Origin of the sequence: Psychrobacter sp. Marseille-P5312, assembly GCF_900291405.1 — a bacterium.
In the GTDB taxonomy this organism is placed as follows: Bacteria; Pseudomonadota; Gammaproteobacteria; order Pseudomonadales; family Moraxellaceae; genus Psychrobacter; species Psychrobacter celer.
This window is the reverse complement of the sequence record NZ_OLML01000001.1, coordinates 534,528-551,206: the sequence shown is the minus strand read 5'-3', so window position 1 is coordinate 551,206 and position 16,679 is coordinate 534,528. Positions and strand designations below refer to the sequence as shown.

The following is a 16,679-nucleotide window of genomic DNA, read 5'->3' as shown; positions in this document are numbered from 1 at the left end:
GCCTTTAACCAAGAGAATCTCTTATGTCTACCTCTGAAAAATCTCTACCCAAGCGTTTGATCGAAATACCAGAAATGCGCCGTATTCAACATCTGCATTTTGTCGGTGTTGGCGGCTCGGGGATGTGCGGTATTGCAGAGGTGATGAACAATCAAGGCTATCAGGTCAGCGGCTCTGATATTGCTGATAGTGTGGTGACGCGCCGCTTACAGCAGATAGGTATCGATATATCGATTGGGCATGACTCTAAAAACATCGCCAACGCTGATGTCATCGTTGTGTCCTCCGCGATTGATCGGAGCAATCCTGAGGTCAAAGCAGCATTAGAAGCGCGCCTGCCTGTGGTGCGCCGTGCTGATATGTTGGGCGAGCTGATGCGTTATCGTCATGGTATCGCGGTTGCGGGTGCACATGGCAAGACCACCACCACCAGCTTATTGACCACAATGATGGCAGAGGCGCAGCTAGACCCAACCTACGTCATCGGCGGTAAACTCAATGCGTCTGGCAAAAACGCCGCGCTCGGTAGCAGTCGTTATTTGGTGGCCGAGGCCGATGAGTCAGATGCGTCATTTTTGTCCTTGCATCCGATGGCAGCGATTGTGACCAATATCGATCAAGACCATATGGACACTTACGAAAACAGCTTTGATAAGCTCAAAGCGGCTTATATTCAGTTTTTACAAAACATGCCGTTTTATGGTTTGGCCGTGGTTTGCGGTGATGATCCTGAGCTGTATGCGATGATTGACGATATTGGCCGTCCAGTATTGACCTTTGGGCTTGAGCCTTTTAATGATGTGCAAGCGATCGATGTGGTAAGTGAAGGCACCAAGACGCATTTCACTGTATTGCGCCGCGACCGCGAGCCGCTGCGTCTTACCTTAAACATCCCTGGCATACATAACGTCTACAATGCGCTGGCCGCTATCACCATGGCGACCGATGAAGGCGTAGATGATGAGGCGATTACTCGCGCTTTGCAAAAGTTTGAAGGCGTTGGTCGCCGCTTTGAGCAGCACGCCGCTGTGCCTATCGATGAGGGCAATGTGTTACTCATTGATGACTATGGCCATCATCCAAAAGAAGTCGATGCGACGATTAAAGCGGCGCGCCAAAGCTTTCCGGATCGCCGCTTGGTGATGCTGTTTCAGCCGCACCGTTATACCCGCACGCGTGACTGCTATGATGAATTTGTCGAAGTGCTCTCAAGCGTCGATGAGTTGTTGTTATTAGAGGTTTACTCTGCAGGCGAAAATCCGATTGCTGGTGCTGATACCAAATCCTTAGCACGCAGTATCCGTCTGCGCGGTGAGGTCGAGCCGACGATTATCGATAAGGACAATCTGGCTCCTGCTATGCAGCGTTTATTAAAGGCCAATGACATGCTAATCACCCAAGGCGCTGGTAATGTTGGGCAGATTGCTATCGACTTGGCCGCAAACAACCTTTATATCCAGTAAGCTAAAAGACTTTTAGGAATTATCCTCATGACGATACAAACTCAGCAAGACACTCTAGATAGACTGGCAGAGACGCTAAAACAAGATGAGCCTATCACTGAGGATAAAACCATTATCATCAACCCAGAGCCAGCCATCGCAGCAGCGGCACAAGCAGGGAAGAGCAGTATGGAAAACAAGCAATCAACCAAAGAGCAGTCATCAAAAGCGGTGACCTCTAAAGTTAAAAATGCCAGTGAATTTGGTAAAGTAGCCGTTGTTTATGGTGGCAGTAGCAATGAGCGCAGCGTGTCACTAGACAGCGGGGCTGCTGTATTACAGGCTTTGCAAAACCAAGGCGTTGATGCCACCCACTTTGATCCTAAGCACCAAGACATCACCGAGCTGCGTCAGTATGATCGCGTGTTTAATGTTTTGCATGGTCGCGGCGGCGAAGACGGCTTGCTACAAGGCGTGCTGCAATGGTTCGATATTCCGCAGACAGGCTCAGGTATTTTGGCCTCGGCACTGGGTATGGATAAAGTACGCACCAAGCAGTTATGGCAAGGGTGCGGCTTATCAACCGCGCCGTTCTCATTATTGACAGCCGACACCGATTGGCAGCAAGTGGTCAATATGCTGGGTTTGCCGCTCATTATCAAACCGGTGCATGAAGGTTCAAGCATTGGCATGACCAAAGTCAACAATCTCGATGAGCTACCGGCCGCCTATGCAACAGCCGTGCAGTGCGGCGACGCGGTCATGGCAGAGCGCTGGATTACTGGCCGTGAGTTTACCATCGTGATCATCGATGACGAGGCCTACCCTGTGATTCGCCTTGAGCCTGCCGATATCACCAATTTTTACGACTTTGAAGCCAAGTACAATCGCAACGACACCAGCTACTATATCCCTTGCGGTTTAAGTGCCGCGGACGAAAAGCACTTACAAGAGCTGAGCTTGGCGGCGTTCCGTGCCGTCGATGCCAAAGGCTGGGGCCGCATCGATGCCATGCAGGACGAGGCGGGCAACTTTTGGCTGCTAGAAATCAACACAGTACCTGGGATGACCAGTCATAGCTTGGTGCCGATGGCCGCAAAAGCGCGCGGTATGGATTTTGACGCGCTGTGCTGGCATATTTTATCTCAGACTGTGTAGTGAAGGTTAGCAAAAGCTGTTTTATGCGGAAACCAGTAGGGTTTTAAAACGGATAATGTATCGCTAGCGCTGCTGTGTCATAGCTTCATGTAAACTTGTGTAAATTCATAGTCACTCTTTGGGGTTAGGCTATTGTTTGACCACAAAATACGTTAATATTGTAATTATTAGGTTGTTTTGGTGATATTTGTGTTTTTTATGAGAGCTGTCATAAGGCGTTCATAAAGTAAGAAAAATGTTACATTTAACAGAGCATGACCGCACTATAAATGTCGTTTTCTCCCAAGTATTTGCTAACCTACTATTTAGACGGTTTGCACTTAAACGGTTTGCAACATCGATGAGAAAATTAATATCAACAAACAGCATGAGCAATCTATGCAAATATAGGGAAAAAGGTCGTTATGGCTCAAACCGTCAACGAGGCAACTGACTTGATGAGTGATAAAACCCGTCGCCCGACCTCTAGTTTTCAAGTACCGACTTCGGTTAGATACTTATTTATGGTCTTGGTACTAGGTTTGTTGGTACTGATACTACTGATGGGCGGCAAGGCGCTGCGTGATGCCCCGCCAGCTGCTATTCATGTGAGCAATCAGGGCTTGACCGTGACGCAGTATCGTTCGCTCAGCCAAGTGATGAATCAGCAAAAAGTCAGTAGTTTTTTTACCTCTGATTTGCAAGCGCTCAGAGACATCGCAACAGGGCTGGCGTGGGTCGATCAAGTGAGTGTCTCACGCGATTGGCAACGCGGCATCGTGGTGACGGCACTGCCCAAACAAGCGATTGCAAACTTTGGTACAGAGCGACTGGTCGATGCAAAAGGCGCGGTTTTTGTGCCTGCTGATAGCAAAGATCTGGCGCAAGAGGGGTTTGCAACGCTGCAAGGTGAGATATCACAAGCACCAGTCATCATGCAGCAAATGCAGCAAGTCAACGACTGGTATGCGCCGCTAGGTATACAGGTCGAGGATATCATCTTATCACCCAGAATGACGTGGCTGATTCGTTTCGATAATGGATTGCGAGTGATTGTTGATAACGAAAATACGGCGCAAAAACTGCTTAATCTGAGTCAATTACTGGCCAATCAATTAAGCGATCGCCGCGATGAGATACAGTCAGTGGACTTGCGTTACAAAAACGGCTTTACCATCTCTTGGGATATCAGCGCGCCACCAGCACGCTCATCATAATCGGTGGTGATGCTGAGTAAAAAATGATAAAAGCCGGCTCAGAAAGATAAGCATGAGCGGTCATGCACAAACCCGATAAACAGCCAGTCATAGCGCACCGATAGATAGATGCTGTTTATTTAGTAAAAGTTGTTTATTTACTACAAAGAATATAGCGATGGTTTTAATGATTTAATGGAGACGTCATCTGCTCTCCTGTTTAGCGATAATTTGTCTGGTACCATGAAAAATACTGAAAATCTGGTTGTTGTCCATCTAAGCGCCACGGCAGTATATGTCGTGATAGGCAATGTCGTCTCTGCAACAGACATTCGCATACTGGGCGTGGGACAAGTTAAAAACAGCGATTTTTATCAAGGGCAAATCAAACACCGCGAACGTCTACAAGGCGCCATCAAACAAGCCATTCAAGAAGCCGAAGACACGGCCAATTGCCGCGTGCATAGTGTGTGGCTTACGCTTGCCACGCCCGAGCTCCTCAGTAGCAACAGTGCAGGTGAAGTGCGAGTCGAAGACGAAGTGGTCCGTGCCAAAGACATGGTGCAAGCCCTATCCAATGCCAAATCCCGCGATTTGTCGCCAGATTATTATCTGATGCATTGCTGCCAGCAGGGTATCTATGTCGATGAGCAAGACTTTATGGTCGATGATGCCATTGAGATGATGGCGCACAACATCACCGTGATGTATCACATGATGATGATGCCGGTTTCTAGTCGCCAAAATATCCAAAAACTCTTGCAAAGCTGTGATGTCGGCATCGATCATATTGTGTTTGATGCGGTGACTAGTGCTGAGTATAGCTTGATGAGCGATGAGCGCCAGCAAGGGGTTTGCTTGGTAGATATTGGCGCTAGTACGACCAGTATTTGTGTCTATAAAGAAAACAAGCTGATTTTTACCCACTGTATCGCCACGGGTAGCCATGAGGTAACGATGGACATTTCAGCAGATTTTGGCATCTCGATGATTGAGGCAGAAAAGCTCAAAAAAACGTATGGTACCGTCGATGTCGATAGCGTCGATCCCAGCTCGTTTTTTCTTTTTAAGCCACAAGGCTCGAATGACGAGATCAATATCGGTACCTATAATCTGGCACGCATTATTGAAGCGCGCTATATACAGATATTTACCGAAGTGGCGCGTCAATTGCATGAGGCTGATCTAATCGGCTATATTGATAAAGGCATCGTGCTCACAGGCGGCGGTACGGCCATCAAAGGCATGATACCCTTTACCAAAAAGCTGCTAAAAATGCCGGTGGTGCTGACCAATACTCATCCTGCAATCAGCGCACACAATCATTTTGATAATGACGAAGCGTTTAGACAGCTCAATATCCAAGTGAATGATCGCGCTTATCAGACGGCATTTGGTACACTACTATATAGTCAAAGTGAGCAGTTTCGCCGCAGTGAAAAAAGCGAGCCTGAAGCCATCAAAAAAAGCCGCGTCACGGGCGTTTTTCAGAGCGCAGGCCAGCGTTTTGCCAATGTCTTAAAAAAGATACTATGACGCTGCTAAGTGCCGCTGATACTGTTGGGCCATGCTTTTAGTCGAGACACTCTGATATAGGCTTATAGAGGAGTGAGGCAAGAGCGAGACCGACAAACAATAGATTAAGCAGTAAATACCGTGCTAAGACGACATATTTCGTCTTAGCTAAACTATTTGGGCCATTTACCCTATTTTATTTAAATACATTTATATATAGTATGTCGATAGCGCGCCACATGAGTGCGTTACTACGTATCGAACATTACGCTATCTGCAACTGGAGAATCTTTCTTATGTTAAAATACACCATGCCAGATGATAACCAGCTTCAAAATAACGGCCAAGCAAGCTTCACAGTATTCGGTGTGGGTGGCGGCGGCGGTAATGCGGTTGAACATATGGTACAACAAGGGATTAGAGGTGTAACCTTCGTCTGTGCCAATACGGATAAACAAGCACTTGACCGTCTGACGGCGCCGCATAAACTGCAGCTGGGCGCAAAGACCAACCGCGGGCTAGGTGCTGGTGCCAACCCAGAAGTAGGCCGCGAAGCAGCAGAGAGCGAAGAAGAGGCCATCCGCGGCTTGCTTGAGCATTCAGACATGGTGTTTATTACCGCTGGAATGGGTGGTGGTACGGGTACGGGTGCCGCGCCAGTGGTGGCTCGTATCGCAAAAGAGATGGAAGTGCTGACAGTTGCTGTGGTGACCACGCCATTTAAATTTGAAGGTGGTAAACGCATCAAAGCGGCAAAGGCAGGTATCGAGCAGCTGACCAATTTTGTAGACTCTATCATTACCATTCCAAACGACAAGCTGATGAGCGTCTATGGCAATATCTCAATGCAGGATGCCTTTAAAAAAGCCGATGACGTATTATTGCATGCGGTTCAAGGTATCGCTGAGACCATCGCCAGCGAAGGTATGATTAATATTGACTTTAACGATATTCGCACCGCGATGACAGCCAAAGGTCACGCTATGATGGGAATTGGCCGCGCCAGCGGTGATGATCGTGCTCGTCAAGCCACAGAAAAAGCCATCAGATCCCCACTACTTGATGATTTACGCCTAGAAAACGCTAAAGGCCTGTTGGTCAACGTTATCTCCTCTGAGTCGTTATCACTCGATGAGATGAGCAAAATCAGTGAAATCGTCGAAGAAATCACAGACATCGATGACGCGCATATTTTCTACGGCTCTGTGATCGATGAAAAAATGGGCGATGATTTGCATGTTACTGTCATCGCAACCGGTCTTACTTTAGACGAAAACGCTGGCAAAGAGCCGGAAGTGAAAAAGCAGCCAGTACCGTCTGTAAACAGTACTCAGCCAGTTGATCCTAACGTACATACCAGTGCGTTAAACAGTCAAAAGCAGTCACAAGCGCAAATGTATCAAGACCATACTGCTCGCACAAACACCATACAAGAGCAGCCTAAAACCAAAACCAACAGTATTCAAGACTATCTAAAGCGTCAGCAAAACAAATAGTTTGTCATACAGATTTTGTCTGTCATATAAGATATAGACAAAAAGGCCAGCATACATTGCTGGTTTTTTTGTGTCTGCTGTAGTTTACAAGCCTGCCTTAAGTGTTAAAAAGTATGACAGATTTTGAGATACAGGCACGGATATAAGAGAAAAAACAGACCATAGATAACGGCAAAAAATCAGTGATAAGTGTTATCAATCAAGGAGATAAGTAAATTAGCTGCTTTTAACTATAGCGAAATAGGGGCGGGTAATGGTACACTATGGCAATTGTAACAAAATATGTGAGAAGACAGCCATGAACCAAAGAACCATAAAAACAGCGATAGCCGTTACAGGTACTGGTCTCCATAGTGGTCAGCCTGTTGACTTAGCGTTTCATCCGCAGCCAGTCGATACAGGTATTGTTTTCGAGCGCTCAGACATCGCCGGCAGCCAACCGATTCCAGCCAGTGCCTTTTTGGTACAAGATACCGTGATGTCCTCCAATCTGGTATTTGGAGGTACGCGCGTGGGTACGGTAGAGCATTTGCTTAGTGCGATTGCTGGACTGGGTATTGATAATTTATTGATTCGCGTGTCGGCATCAGAGATACCGATTATGGATGGCAGTGCCGCACCTTTTGTCGCCTTGCTGCTGGAGGCGGGATTTTGTGAGCAAGAAGCACCCAAAAAATTTATTAAGATTGTGCGACCTGTACGAGTAAAAGTCGATGATAAATGGGCGGAGTTACGCCCTTATGAGGGGTTTGAATTAAACTTTGAGATTGACTTTGATCATCCTGCTATCGACAAAGACTTTCAGCACGCCCAATTGCAGTTCTCGACCCAAAACTTCATCGAGCAGCTCAGCTCGGCTCGTACATTTGGGTTTTTACGTGATATCGAAGCTTTGCGTCAAAACAACTTGGCGCTAGGCGGCAGTATGGACAATGCCATTGTCATCGATGATATGAGCGTACTCAACGAAGAAGGCCTGCGTTTCAATGATGAGTTTGTCCGTCATAAAATTTTAGACGCATTGGGCGATTTATATCTGATAGGTTATCCTATTTTAGGTCGTTTTAATGCCTATAAGTCTGGTCATGCTCTAAACAATTTACTGGTACGTGAGATACTATCTAATCATGATAACTTTGAAATTGTAACATTTGATGACAACGTAACTTGTCCGATCGAATATTTGCCACTCAATGGTTTGGCCGTTGAAGGATAAATACAGGAATATACACGAAGTATCGAAACATTTACGCAATATTACATAAGTCGACCATGATTACAGTTATAAAATATTCTTATTTTTGAATATATTGTGTGGTTTACTTTAAAATTCTGCGCTAACCTAGACAATATAAAAGCTGTGGATAATTTTATAATCGTCTATCGCTTTCATTCAAATAATGAATGAAAGCGATAGACGATTTTTTTTGTTTGCGATATTACAAAAACCCAGCGTTCAAGGGGTGTTTTTCTGTTTTTGTTTACATAACTTTACATAGTAACGAGATAATTTTTAGTGATTTGCTAGGCGCAAAAGTGCTTTTTTGAGATTTTCATCAGTGGTGACATGCTCTGCAGCCTGTGATATAGTCCGCTTTGTGTTTTGGCTAAGAGCCTGATTTTTATTAGCTTTACGAGATTTTGATGAGGCCGCCGCTAGCCCTGAAGATGATTTTGAAAGATGATTTTCAGTAGAAGTATTGGCTACAATGACGCGAATTTGCTTGAGTTGTTTAAATGTAATTGACTGCTCATTAAGGACTTGCAAGTACGCGCTCTGTAAATAGCGAATATGGTTAGCAGCCGTCATTGAGCTGACACTGAGCACCAATTGCTCAGCAGTAAGTCCGACGACCCAGCAGCTATTGAGGATTTCCTCAGGTAGACAGTCTACCAGTAGCGCTTTTATCTCATTGGTCGCTTTTATATAGAACTGCATATTATCAGCAAGGGTTTGGGGTAGTGCGCTACCAGCAAAAGCTTGATGATCAATAAGTTTGGCAAGCCGATTGGGCTGTTTTTTTGACATCGTGATAACTCATCTAGTAGGTGACAAAAACGATACTTATCATAAACATGCTAACCGCAGTATATAACAAGTGAGTGACGAGGCAGTTGACCAGACCAAAACTATCGGTGTGAGTCATGATAAAAGAAGTGGTTGTGATAAGGATTTTATCATGTTTGCTTGATATGAATATCCTCTAAATTAATTGATGCGTCGTCATGGATGACGAGCAATCCTGTATTAACCATAGGTAGTAAATTTATGAAACAAGCTTTATTAATTTTGTCAGTATTGGGAATGGGCATAGCACAGACGAGTGGTGCTATCGAAACGACCTTTCAACCAAATAATACCTTGAGTCATACCGTCACAAACGTCTCTACTGCTGTGAACTACGGTTCTAGTCGCAATATCTATAGCACCAATAGCGGCGCCCATGTTTATAGTAATGATGAAATCAGTCAAGCAATTGACAACCTAAGTGCTCATGCCAAGCAAAAAGAATATCAGCTTGCCTCGCTCACCAGCCGCCTCTCTTATGAGCAGCGCCAGCAGCAAGCAAGCCGTGTACCTGATAGCAACTCAGCCCCTGCCATTGCCGCAGCACGTGCTTCACGCGTGGCGTTGTCTAGAAGCTCTGGCTACTGTGCCCGCTACGTCCGTAAAGCCTTGCAATCAGCAGGCTATGAGTTTACGCCAAATCCTTCAGCGTATCAGTACGCCACGCGTGGCACGCTTGCTCAAGCAGGCTTTACCAAAATCAGTAATGACACACCGCATCAGGTGGGTGATGTGATCGTCTATGACCGTAGCTCAAGACGCCCGCACGGTCATATCCAGATTTTTGATGGTACCGACTGGGTATCTGACTTCCGCCAAAAAAGTATCAGCCCATACAGCGGTGTCCATAGTTATACCACATGGCGCGACTCACAATACGTAGATGATGCCTCAGATCGTGGTATCTATCTTGCGATGGCAGACAAATAATAATCTGTTTAGTAATCAGCTGATAGTGAGCTGATTTACCGATTTTCTCCAAACTCAGTAATGCTCTTTATGACGTTACTGAGTTTTTTTTATTTGTGCTGTCATAGCACGAAGCACATAAGACCTAAAGTACGAACTGGCCCCAATGCTGGCGATTGTGAAAATCAGGCGGGGTAGCGTGAGAGGGCGCAAAATATAGCGCTGTTTTATCCAGCCATAAGATAACGCAGGGGTGGAGGTACTCAATCACGGTGCCATATACGGCGTATTGTTGATGCGGCAATGGCGTCACTGGTATATGCAAGTAACGCTCAAAATCAACTGAGCGGGCCAAGTTTATACTTGAGCTTGAATTTACGCTCGATGTTGGCCAGTCGAGCGTGGCACGGGTTTGCAGATCGGTCATCAGGGCTGGCGGCGGCAAAGTATATGGGTACCGATAGTCATCAAACTGATAAAGCGCGTAACGACCGTCTGGACTGGCATTGATTTCGATATAGGGTGTCTTTGTCACTGCCAGCGTAGAAGGTTGCGGCGTTTTGGCACTGATAAAGCACTCAAGGCAGGTCTCCTCCCACAGATAGTCTGCAAAACCGACCTTGTCTGGCTGCCATACTGGCCACTCTAATCGGTGCGCCATAGAGGGTGTGGGCATGCTGATCTGATAATGAAGCTGTAGATAAAAAGGCGACGTCTGGCTGATGTCTGCGTGTACGCTCACGCGGATCTCTGATAGCGCAGCGATACTGACACCTAATTGCTGCGCCTTGGTGGCGAGGCTGTCGGTGGCTAAACGCAAATGAAAGACTTGGCTCATGATGTAATCACTGTTTTGATACGCACTAGTTTTGATAGGCAGTCTTTTCGATAGGTAGAATGAATACTGCGCGAGGTCTATATAGTTAATCCTACATAAAAAACTGCGGTGCCAGAGTGCTACTGATATTTATTTCATAGTAGATTGATTATATACCCATCATGCAAAAAACCGCGAGCAACATGCCGCGCGGTTTTAGGGTATAGCAGATAGCAGGCGTATTGCGGCATGGTCACACACAGCACGACCATTTGTTTATCCGCACTAAATCCACACCGCCTCTTTGTGCCGACATGCTACTGGGCGTGGCGAGTGAGATTAGAGAGTTTTGGATTGGCATTTGGGTTTTGGCGTAGTAGCAAGGCCATACGACCGATAGAATGGACCAAAGTGGCGTTTGCCGCCGCCGCAAGCTCTGCTCCGATGGTATCACGCTCTTCTTTGGTGCCGGCCGGTAGTTTTACCTTGATGAGCTCATGATCTGATAAAGCGCGATCAATCTCTTCGGTGATGGTGGGCGTGATGCCTTTGTTGCCAATCATAACGATAGGTTTTAGCTCATGGCCGATGCCTTTTAGACGTTTGATGGTAGCGTTATCGAGTTGCATAGAATTCCTAGGTATTGATAAAAATAAAAATATTACCGCCAACAGCAGTGAGTGATCATTATAGATAATCTATGACCAACTTGCATGAGATCGGCAGGATTTTGCACGATTTTACGTGCCGAAAATGTTAAACTGAAGGTTTGACCACATTATAAACGCTACTGCCTTATAAAACAGTTATTTAACCAAGAGAATTTGATGATTTAAACGCTAATCTCAACTTATCGTAGGCTTTTGATTTTTATAGAATTTAAAATTCTAATTGTTTTAACTGAAATTTTAAAAACTAAGTAAACCAATACCTTAGAAAAATAAGTTGAGAGTGGGGTGATTTAAGCGCATTTATAGATAAATCGCCTCATTGGTACTATGCCTCATTGGTACTATATTGGTACTATGTCTTGCGTGCATCAGGCGTTTCAAAGTGTATCGTTAGCAAAGCGCATAAAGTTTTGCAGAGTAATAGGAGCAGGTATTTTGGCCACGCGTATCGAAAACAAAAAATTGTCAAAAAGCAGCAGTGCTTGGATGCAAGAGCATATTGACGACCATTATGTACAAAAGGCCCAAAAAGACGGCTACCGAGCCCGCGCAGCTTATAAGCTCCTAGAAATCAACGAAAAGACCAGCCTAATCAAAAAAGGCATGACGGTTGTGGATTTGGGCAGTGCGCCTGGTAGCTGGTCACAAGTGGCCGGGCAGTTGGTGGGTGATAAAGGCATTTTAATCGCCTCTGATATCTTGTCGATGGATGCGTTGCCAGATGTCACCTTTATCCAAGGTGACTTTCGTGAGGCTGAGGTGTTTGACGCGATTATGGCAGAAGTGGGCGATCGGCAGGTCGATGTGGTGTTATCAGATATGGCACCCAATACTTCTGGCAATCGCGCGATTGATCAGCCGCGTATGATGTACCTATGCGAGCTGGCGGTTGACTTTGCGCTGGCAACCTTACCCAAAGGTGGCGCGCTTATTATGAAAGTGTTTCAGGGTGAGGGTACACAAGAATTACGTCAGCAGATGCAGCGTGATTTTAGTAAAATCCGTAGCATCAAGCCCGCTGCCTCACGACCACGATCAAAAGAGATGTTTTGGGTGGCGATCAAATAGTTTTAGTTTCAATGAGTTGCTGCTATTGTAAGCGGGAGAGTATGCCATTATAAAAGATGAATACCATGCGTGAAAATCCGCTACAATCGTTAACTGAATAAAAGTGAAACCTGCTTGAATTATGCAGGGAAACACCACATATCATGGTATATTAACTTTGTTTTAAGCATGAGTTTTAGGCAAAGTCGTCTGATAATAAACGCCCGATACGCTCGTTGAGATTTATATATCGTCAAATGAGCCAAACGTTTATGGACGTCACGTGTTTAGTAAACACACCAATAAGTAAGGGATGGGAATAACTAGTGAGCGACATGGTAAAAAATACCTTATTGTGGCTGGTGGTAATCGGCATTTTGGTGCTGGTGTTTAGCGGCTTTGATCAATCCTCTGAGCCGGATAACCTTAACTACTCTGAGTTTGTGACCGCGGTGTCAGAAAATCAGGTAGCCAGTGTTGAAATCGATGGCGAACAAATCACCGGTGAAAAGAAAAATGGCTCATCTTTTGAGACCATTAGACCCGCTGTGACAGACGACGAGCTGATGCCGCTGTTGCGTGAAAATCAGGTTGAAGTTCAAGGAACTGCTCCGAAACGCCAAAGCGTCTTGATGCAATTGCTGATAGCCAGTTTCCCAATTTTATTGATTATTGGTCTGTTTTTATTCTTTATGCGTAATATGCAAGGCGGCGCTGGCGGCAAGGGCGGTGGTCCGATGAGCTTTGGCAAATCAAAAGCCAAAATGCTCACCGAAGACCAAATCAAAGTCAATTTTGAGGATGTCGCAGGCTGTGAAGAGGCCAAAGAAGAAGTGGTCGAGGTCGTTGACTTCTTGCGCGATCCAGACAAGTTTACCAAGCTAGGTGCGACCATCCCACGCGGTATCTTGATGGTTGGACCGCCTGGTACGGGTAAGACGCTATTGGCGCGTGCCATCGCTGGTGAAGCCAAAGTACCGTTCTTCTCTATCTCAGGGTCTGACTTTGTCGAGATGTTTGTCGGTGTGGGTGCCTCACGTGTGCGCGATATGTTTGAGCAAGCGAAAAAGAGTGCCCCTTGTATTATCTTTATCGATGAGATCGATGCCGTTGGTCGCCACCGTGGCTCTGGTATGGGCGGCGGTAATGATGAGCGTGAGCAGACATTGAACCAACTATTGGTTGAGATGGACGGCTTTGAAGGTAACGAAGGCGTGATCGTGATTGCCGCGACCAACCGCGCTGATGTACTCGATAAAGCGCTATTGCGTCCTGGTCGTTTTGACCGTCAGGTACAAGTAGGTTTGCCAGATATCAAAGGCCGTGAGCAAATCCTAAAAGTACATCTGAAGAAACTGCCAAATACGATCAGTGTCGATGCGCGAGCTTTAGCGCGTGGTACGCCTGGCTTTAGTGGTGCCCAGCTGGCCAACTTGGTCAACGAAGCGGCACTATTTGCCGCCCGTCGCAACAAAACCAGCGTCGATATGAATGACTTTGAGGACGCAAAAGACAAGCTATACATGGGTCCTGAGCGCAAATCGATGGTAATACGGGAAGAAGAGCGCCGTGCTACTGCTTATCATGAAGCAGGACATGCCTTGGTTGCTGAGCTACTACCAGGTACCGACCCTGTGCATAAAGTAACGATCATGCCGCGCGGATTTGCCCTTGGTGTCACTTGGCAGTTGCCTGAGCATGATCAGACAAGTATGTATAAGTCAAAAATGCTCAATGATATCGCTATTTTGTTCGGCGGTCGTATCGCTGAAGAGGTGTTCATCAATCAGATGTCGACTGGTGCTTCTAATGACTTTGAACGTGCGACTAAGATGGCACGAGCAATGGTGACTAAGTATGGTATGTCAGATGCGCTAGGTATCATGGTGTATGAAGACGATGATAGCTCGCAAGGGTACTTCGGCGGCGGTGGTCGGACGATTTCTGAAGCCACGCAGCAAAAGGTCGATGACGAAGTTCGCCGCATGTTAGAAGAGCAATATGATATCGCTCGCGAGCTGATCGAAGCCAACCAAGACAAGATGCATGCGATGGTTGATGCTTTGATGAAGTGGGAAACCATTGATCGGGATCAATTGCAAGACATCTTGGCAGGTGAAGAGCCACGTCCACCAAGAGTGTATCAGCCCAACGAAGTGAACTTGTCAAAAAATGACGTTAAAACAACGGGTCCGACACCGCCGCCATTACCAGCGATGTAGAGCAAGCAAGTAAAATTGCAAAAGACAGCTGGCAGATCAGTGTTTAAGCTAAAAAGCCCTTTTTGATAAAGGGCTTTTTTATGGCTCGTATTTTACTCAGAATTTAGAACCGTATGGTATTTACTGGTATCATAAGCAAACGGTAGCCAATACCGATTGTCCTTTTTTTAGTCCCTTTTATTGATAATGGATGGCCTATGTCATTGTTTCAGCCTTTACCGACTTATCGCATTCGCAGCCGCAACAAAGTGTTGGATTTATCGCAGCCGCAGGTGATGGGAATATTAAATGTGACGCCAGACTCGTTTTCAGATGGTGGTCAGTTTACCGCGGTACATAAAGCGCTGCAGCATTGTAAACAGCTGATAAATGAGGGGGCGACGATTATCGATATCGGCGGCGAATCTACCCGTCCAAATGCCGCGCCTGTAGCGACGGATGAAGAAGTGCAGCGTGTGGTGCCAGTGGTGACAGCCATACGTCAGCAGTTAGGTGAGATGGGTCAGGATATTTGGCTGTCGATCGATACCAGCAGCCCGACTGTGATGCAAGCAGCGTTTGATGCAGGCGCTGATATTTGGAATGATGTACGCGCGCTCAGACGTGAGGGTGCGGCCCAATTAGCAGCAGAACTTAATATACCGGTGATGTTGATGCACATGCGCGGCGAGCCCACGACCATGAATGAGTTGGCGCAGTATGATGAGGTAGTCAATGATGTCAGTCGCGAGCTGCTTGCTCGTATTGAAGAGGTGACTTGTGCTGGCGTGAAGCGTGAAAACCTCATCATCGATCCAGGCTTTGGTTTTGCAAAAGATTACGAGCATCATCGTGCACTATTGACCCAGCTTGATAAGTTACAAACGCTTGGTTTGCCATTGATGTTTGGTATCTCGCGTAAGCGTTTTTTAGCAGAAGTATTGACCAATAGCGGTGTCAAAGCAGTGCAGACCACTCAAGCGATAGAACGAGATGCAGTGGGGACTGCGGCTGGATTGTTGGCATTGCAGCAAGGCGCGAGTATCATCCGTACTCATAATGTAGCGATGATGCAGCAAGCGGCCGCGCTTTGGCAGCAATTAACCGAGTATCATCAAACCTCTGTCATTACGACCAACAACCCTTACTATCAATCTACTAAATAATGTACCTACTAGCTATGAGGCGTTTCCTATGAGCATATCTGAAAACAAGCAACCTGAGCCAACCAATGAGCAGCGCCGCGTCATCTACCAAGCCCGCCGCGGCCTAAAAGAACTGGATTTTTATATCGATCCTTACGTCAAAGAGCGGTATTTGACCGCAGATGCTGCTGAACAGGCGACCTTTGCCGAAATGCTCACCCATGAAGACCCTGATTTATTGGATTATTTTACCAATCAATCGCGACCTGAAGATGATGCAATCTGGGCGCTGGTCAATAAAATTAAAACATGGCGTCATACCAAAGAGTTGATGCCCTAATTCGCTACCACACACCTTATGAGATTACCGCGATATCATGGATTCGATAACTGCCCTGCGTATTGATACTGCTATCGAGCCTAAGAGCCGATTGCGCTTGCTGTTACATCTGAGCTTAGCAAGTATCATGATAGGGCTTGGTATATTGGCGTCTTTGGTACTTTGGCAGTACGTGCTGGTCTTAGCGGTGGCAGCCGCCGTGGTTGGTTATTTGACCGTATCGCGGCCGACCCTGCTACATCTAAGCCAGCCGCCACTGAGTCAGCGCCTTGACCAACACTGGCAGCTTCTGATGCGTACGGCACAAGGAGAGGGTTTATGGTTGGCAAACCTACGAGCCATTCACCGTTTTGAGTGGGCGCTCAGTTTTGAATTCGATATCATCGAGCCTTATCAGCGTTCGTTGGCCGTGACAGTTTTTCGCGATCAAGTCAGCCCTGAGCAGTGGCGAGAGCTAAATGTTTTGGCCAATATGAGCACGGGCAATACTGTCTAAATACTTATCTTCTTTTTCCTTGGTAGCGATGTGCAGGCTTACAAGAGCCTACATGTCATAACAAAATACCTATCTCGATTGTCAAAAAAGCTTGCTATATTAATAGCACTATTCATTAACAACTAACTAACAACGCTGTTGTAGGAAGTATAGTTATGAGAAATATGGTGATAATGTACGTTGTGAGGCAGTGCCATTA

Annotated in this window: 15 protein-coding genes; 12 read left to right on the top strand and 3 right to left on the bottom strand. The window is 46.3% G+C overall.

Annotated features, from left to right (window positions below; genetic code table 11):
- Positions 1 to 23: 23 nt before the first annotated feature.
- The 6 genes from murC to lpxC all read left to right on the top strand — a co-directional run bounded on the left by murC (position 24) and on the right by lpxC (position 8,002).
- On the top strand, positions 24 to 1,463 hold the full coding sequence (murC, locus tag C6W44_RS02370) for a UDP-N-acetylmuramate--L-alanine ligase (protein WP_105244072.1): 1,440 nt from the start codon (positions 24 to 26) through the stop codon (positions 1,461 to 1,463).
- Positions 1,464 to 1,631: 168 nt separating this feature from the next.
- Positions 1,632 to 2,600: a D-alanine--D-alanine ligase gene (locus C6W44_RS02365; RefSeq protein WP_105246399.1), complete on the top strand. Its 969-nt coding sequence runs from the start codon at positions 1,632 to 1,634 to the stop codon at positions 2,598 to 2,600.
- 404 nt (positions 2,601 to 3,004) lie between these two features.
- A complete protein-coding gene (locus C6W44_RS02360) occupies positions 3,005 to 3,796 on the top strand; it encodes a cell division protein FtsQ/DivIB (protein WP_075100450.1) in 792 nt (263 codons plus the stop codon).
- Between the two features lie 222 nt (positions 3,797 to 4,018).
- On the top strand, positions 4,019 to 5,311 hold the full coding sequence (gene ftsA / locus C6W44_RS02355; RefSeq protein WP_199774450.1) for a cell division protein FtsA: 1,293 nt from the start codon (positions 4,019 to 4,021) through the stop codon (positions 5,309 to 5,311).
- A gap of 275 nt (positions 5,312 to 5,586) precedes the next feature.
- Positions 5,587 to 6,786 (top strand): cell division protein FtsZ, encoded by a 1,200-nt coding sequence (gene ftsZ / locus C6W44_RS02350; protein WP_105244070.1) that lies wholly within the window; start codon positions 5,587 to 5,589, stop codon positions 6,784 to 6,786.
- Positions 6,787 to 7,084: 298 nt separating this feature from the next.
- Positions 7,085 to 8,002, top strand: a complete 918-nt coding sequence (lpxC, locus tag C6W44_RS02345; RefSeq protein ID WP_199774449.1) for a UDP-3-O-acyl-N-acetylglucosamine deacetylase — start codon at positions 7,085 to 7,087, stop codon at positions 8,000 to 8,002.
- 297 nt (positions 8,003 to 8,299) lie between these two features.
- Here the strand turns inward: lpxC and C6W44_RS02340 are convergent, their stop codons facing one another.
- Positions 8,300 to 8,815 carry a DciA family protein gene (locus tag C6W44_RS02340; protein WP_105244068.1) on the bottom strand — a complete coding sequence of 172 codons (516 nt, stop codon included), beginning with the start codon at positions 8,813 to 8,815 and terminating at the stop codon, positions 8,300 to 8,302.
- 240 nt (positions 8,816 to 9,055) lie between these two features.
- Here C6W44_RS02340 and C6W44_RS02335 point away from each other — a divergent pair, with 240 nt between their 5' ends.
- A complete protein-coding gene (locus C6W44_RS02335) occupies positions 9,056 to 9,784 on the top strand; it encodes a CHAP domain-containing protein (RefSeq protein WP_105244067.1) in 729 nt (242 codons plus the stop codon).
- Positions 9,785 to 9,908: 124 nt separating this feature from the next.
- On the opposite strand, the gene C6W44_RS02330 is transcribed toward C6W44_RS02335, so the two are convergent.
- Both C6W44_RS02330 and C6W44_RS02325 read right to left on the bottom strand, forming a co-directional pair.
- On the bottom strand, positions 9,909 to 10,601 hold the full coding sequence (locus C6W44_RS02330; RefSeq protein WP_105244066.1) for a hypothetical protein: 693 nt from the start codon (positions 10,599 to 10,601) through the stop codon (positions 9,909 to 9,911).
- A 296-nt stretch (positions 10,602 to 10,897) separates the two neighbouring features.
- Positions 10,898 to 11,209, bottom strand: coding sequence for a YhbY family RNA-binding protein (locus C6W44_RS02325; RefSeq protein ID WP_075100455.1), 312 nt, complete (start codon positions 11,207 to 11,209; stop codon positions 10,898 to 10,900).
- Between the two features lie 477 nt (positions 11,210 to 11,686).
- On the opposite strand from C6W44_RS02325, the gene C6W44_RS02320 reads away from it, so the two are divergent.
- From C6W44_RS02320 to C6W44_RS02300, 5 genes are all read left to right on the top strand, one after another.
- Positions 11,687 to 12,319 (top strand): RlmE family RNA methyltransferase, encoded by a 633-nt coding sequence (locus C6W44_RS02320; protein ID WP_105244065.1) that lies wholly within the window; start codon positions 11,687 to 11,689, stop codon positions 12,317 to 12,319.
- A gap of 305 nt (positions 12,320 to 12,624) precedes the next feature.
- Positions 12,625 to 14,520, top strand: a complete 1,896-nt coding sequence (ftsH, locus tag C6W44_RS02315; RefSeq protein WP_105244064.1) for an ATP-dependent zinc metalloprotease FtsH — start codon at positions 12,625 to 12,627, stop codon at positions 14,518 to 14,520.
- 197 nt (positions 14,521 to 14,717) lie between these two features.
- Entirely contained in the window at positions 14,718 to 15,665 is a 948-nt protein-coding gene (gene folP, locus C6W44_RS02310; RefSeq protein ID WP_105244063.1) for a dihydropteroate synthase, read from the top strand.
- A gap of 28 nt (positions 15,666 to 15,693) precedes the next feature.
- Complete coding sequence (locus C6W44_RS02305) at positions 15,694 to 15,984, top strand: succinate dehydrogenase assembly factor 2 (protein ID WP_192996093.1); 291 nt, start codon at positions 15,694 to 15,696, stop codon at positions 15,982 to 15,984.
- A gap of 37 nt (positions 15,985 to 16,021) precedes the next feature.
- Positions 16,022 to 16,480 (top strand): hypothetical protein, encoded by a 459-nt coding sequence (locus C6W44_RS02300; RefSeq protein WP_105244062.1) that lies wholly within the window; start codon positions 16,022 to 16,024, stop codon positions 16,478 to 16,480.
- Positions 16,481 to 16,679: the final 199 nt, after the last annotated feature.

What these genes read in the sequence shown, in the direction of transcription:
- C6W44_RS02365 (WP_105246399.1), top strand. Translation starts at nt 1,632, where the DNA reads ATGGAAAACAAGCAATCAACCAAAGAGCAGTCATCAAAAGCGGTGACC.
- murC (WP_105244072.1), top strand. Translation starts at nt 24, where the DNA reads ATGTCTACCTCTGAAAAATCTCTACCCAAGCGTTTGATCGAAATACCA.
- lpxC (WP_199774449.1), top strand. Translation starts at nt 7,085, where the DNA reads ATGAACCAAAGAACCATAAAAACAGCGATAGCCGTTACAGGTACTGGT.
- ftsA (WP_199774450.1), top strand. Translation starts at nt 4,019, where the DNA reads ATGAAAAATACTGAAAATCTGGTTGTTGTCCATCTAAGCGCCACGGCA.
- C6W44_RS02330 (WP_105244066.1), bottom strand. Translation starts at nt 10,601, where the DNA reads ATGAGCCAAGTCTTTCATTTGCGTTTAGCCACCGACAGCCTCGCCACC.
- C6W44_RS02305 (WP_192996093.1), top strand. Translation starts at nt 15,694, where the DNA reads ATGAGCATATCTGAAAACAAGCAACCTGAGCCAACCAATGAGCAGCGC.
- C6W44_RS02335 (WP_105244067.1), top strand. Translation starts at nt 9,056, where the DNA reads ATGAAACAAGCTTTATTAATTTTGTCAGTATTGGGAATGGGCATAGCA.
- folP (WP_105244063.1), top strand. Translation starts at nt 14,718, where the DNA reads ATGTCATTGTTTCAGCCTTTACCGACTTATCGCATTCGCAGCCGCAAC.
- C6W44_RS02340 (WP_105244068.1), bottom strand. Translation starts at nt 8,815, where the DNA reads ATGTCAAAAAAACAGCCCAATCGGCTTGCCAAACTTATTGATCATCAA.
- C6W44_RS02300 (WP_105244062.1), top strand. Translation starts at nt 16,022, where the DNA reads ATGGATTCGATAACTGCCCTGCGTATTGATACTGCTATCGAGCCTAAG.
- C6W44_RS02360 (WP_075100450.1), top strand. Translation starts at nt 3,005, where the DNA reads ATGGCTCAAACCGTCAACGAGGCAACTGACTTGATGAGTGATAAAACC.
- C6W44_RS02325 (WP_075100455.1), bottom strand. Translation starts at nt 11,209, where the DNA reads ATGCAACTCGATAACGCTACCATCAAACGTCTAAAAGGCATCGGCCAT.
- ftsZ (WP_105244070.1), top strand. Translation starts at nt 5,587, where the DNA reads ATGTTAAAATACACCATGCCAGATGATAACCAGCTTCAAAATAACGGC.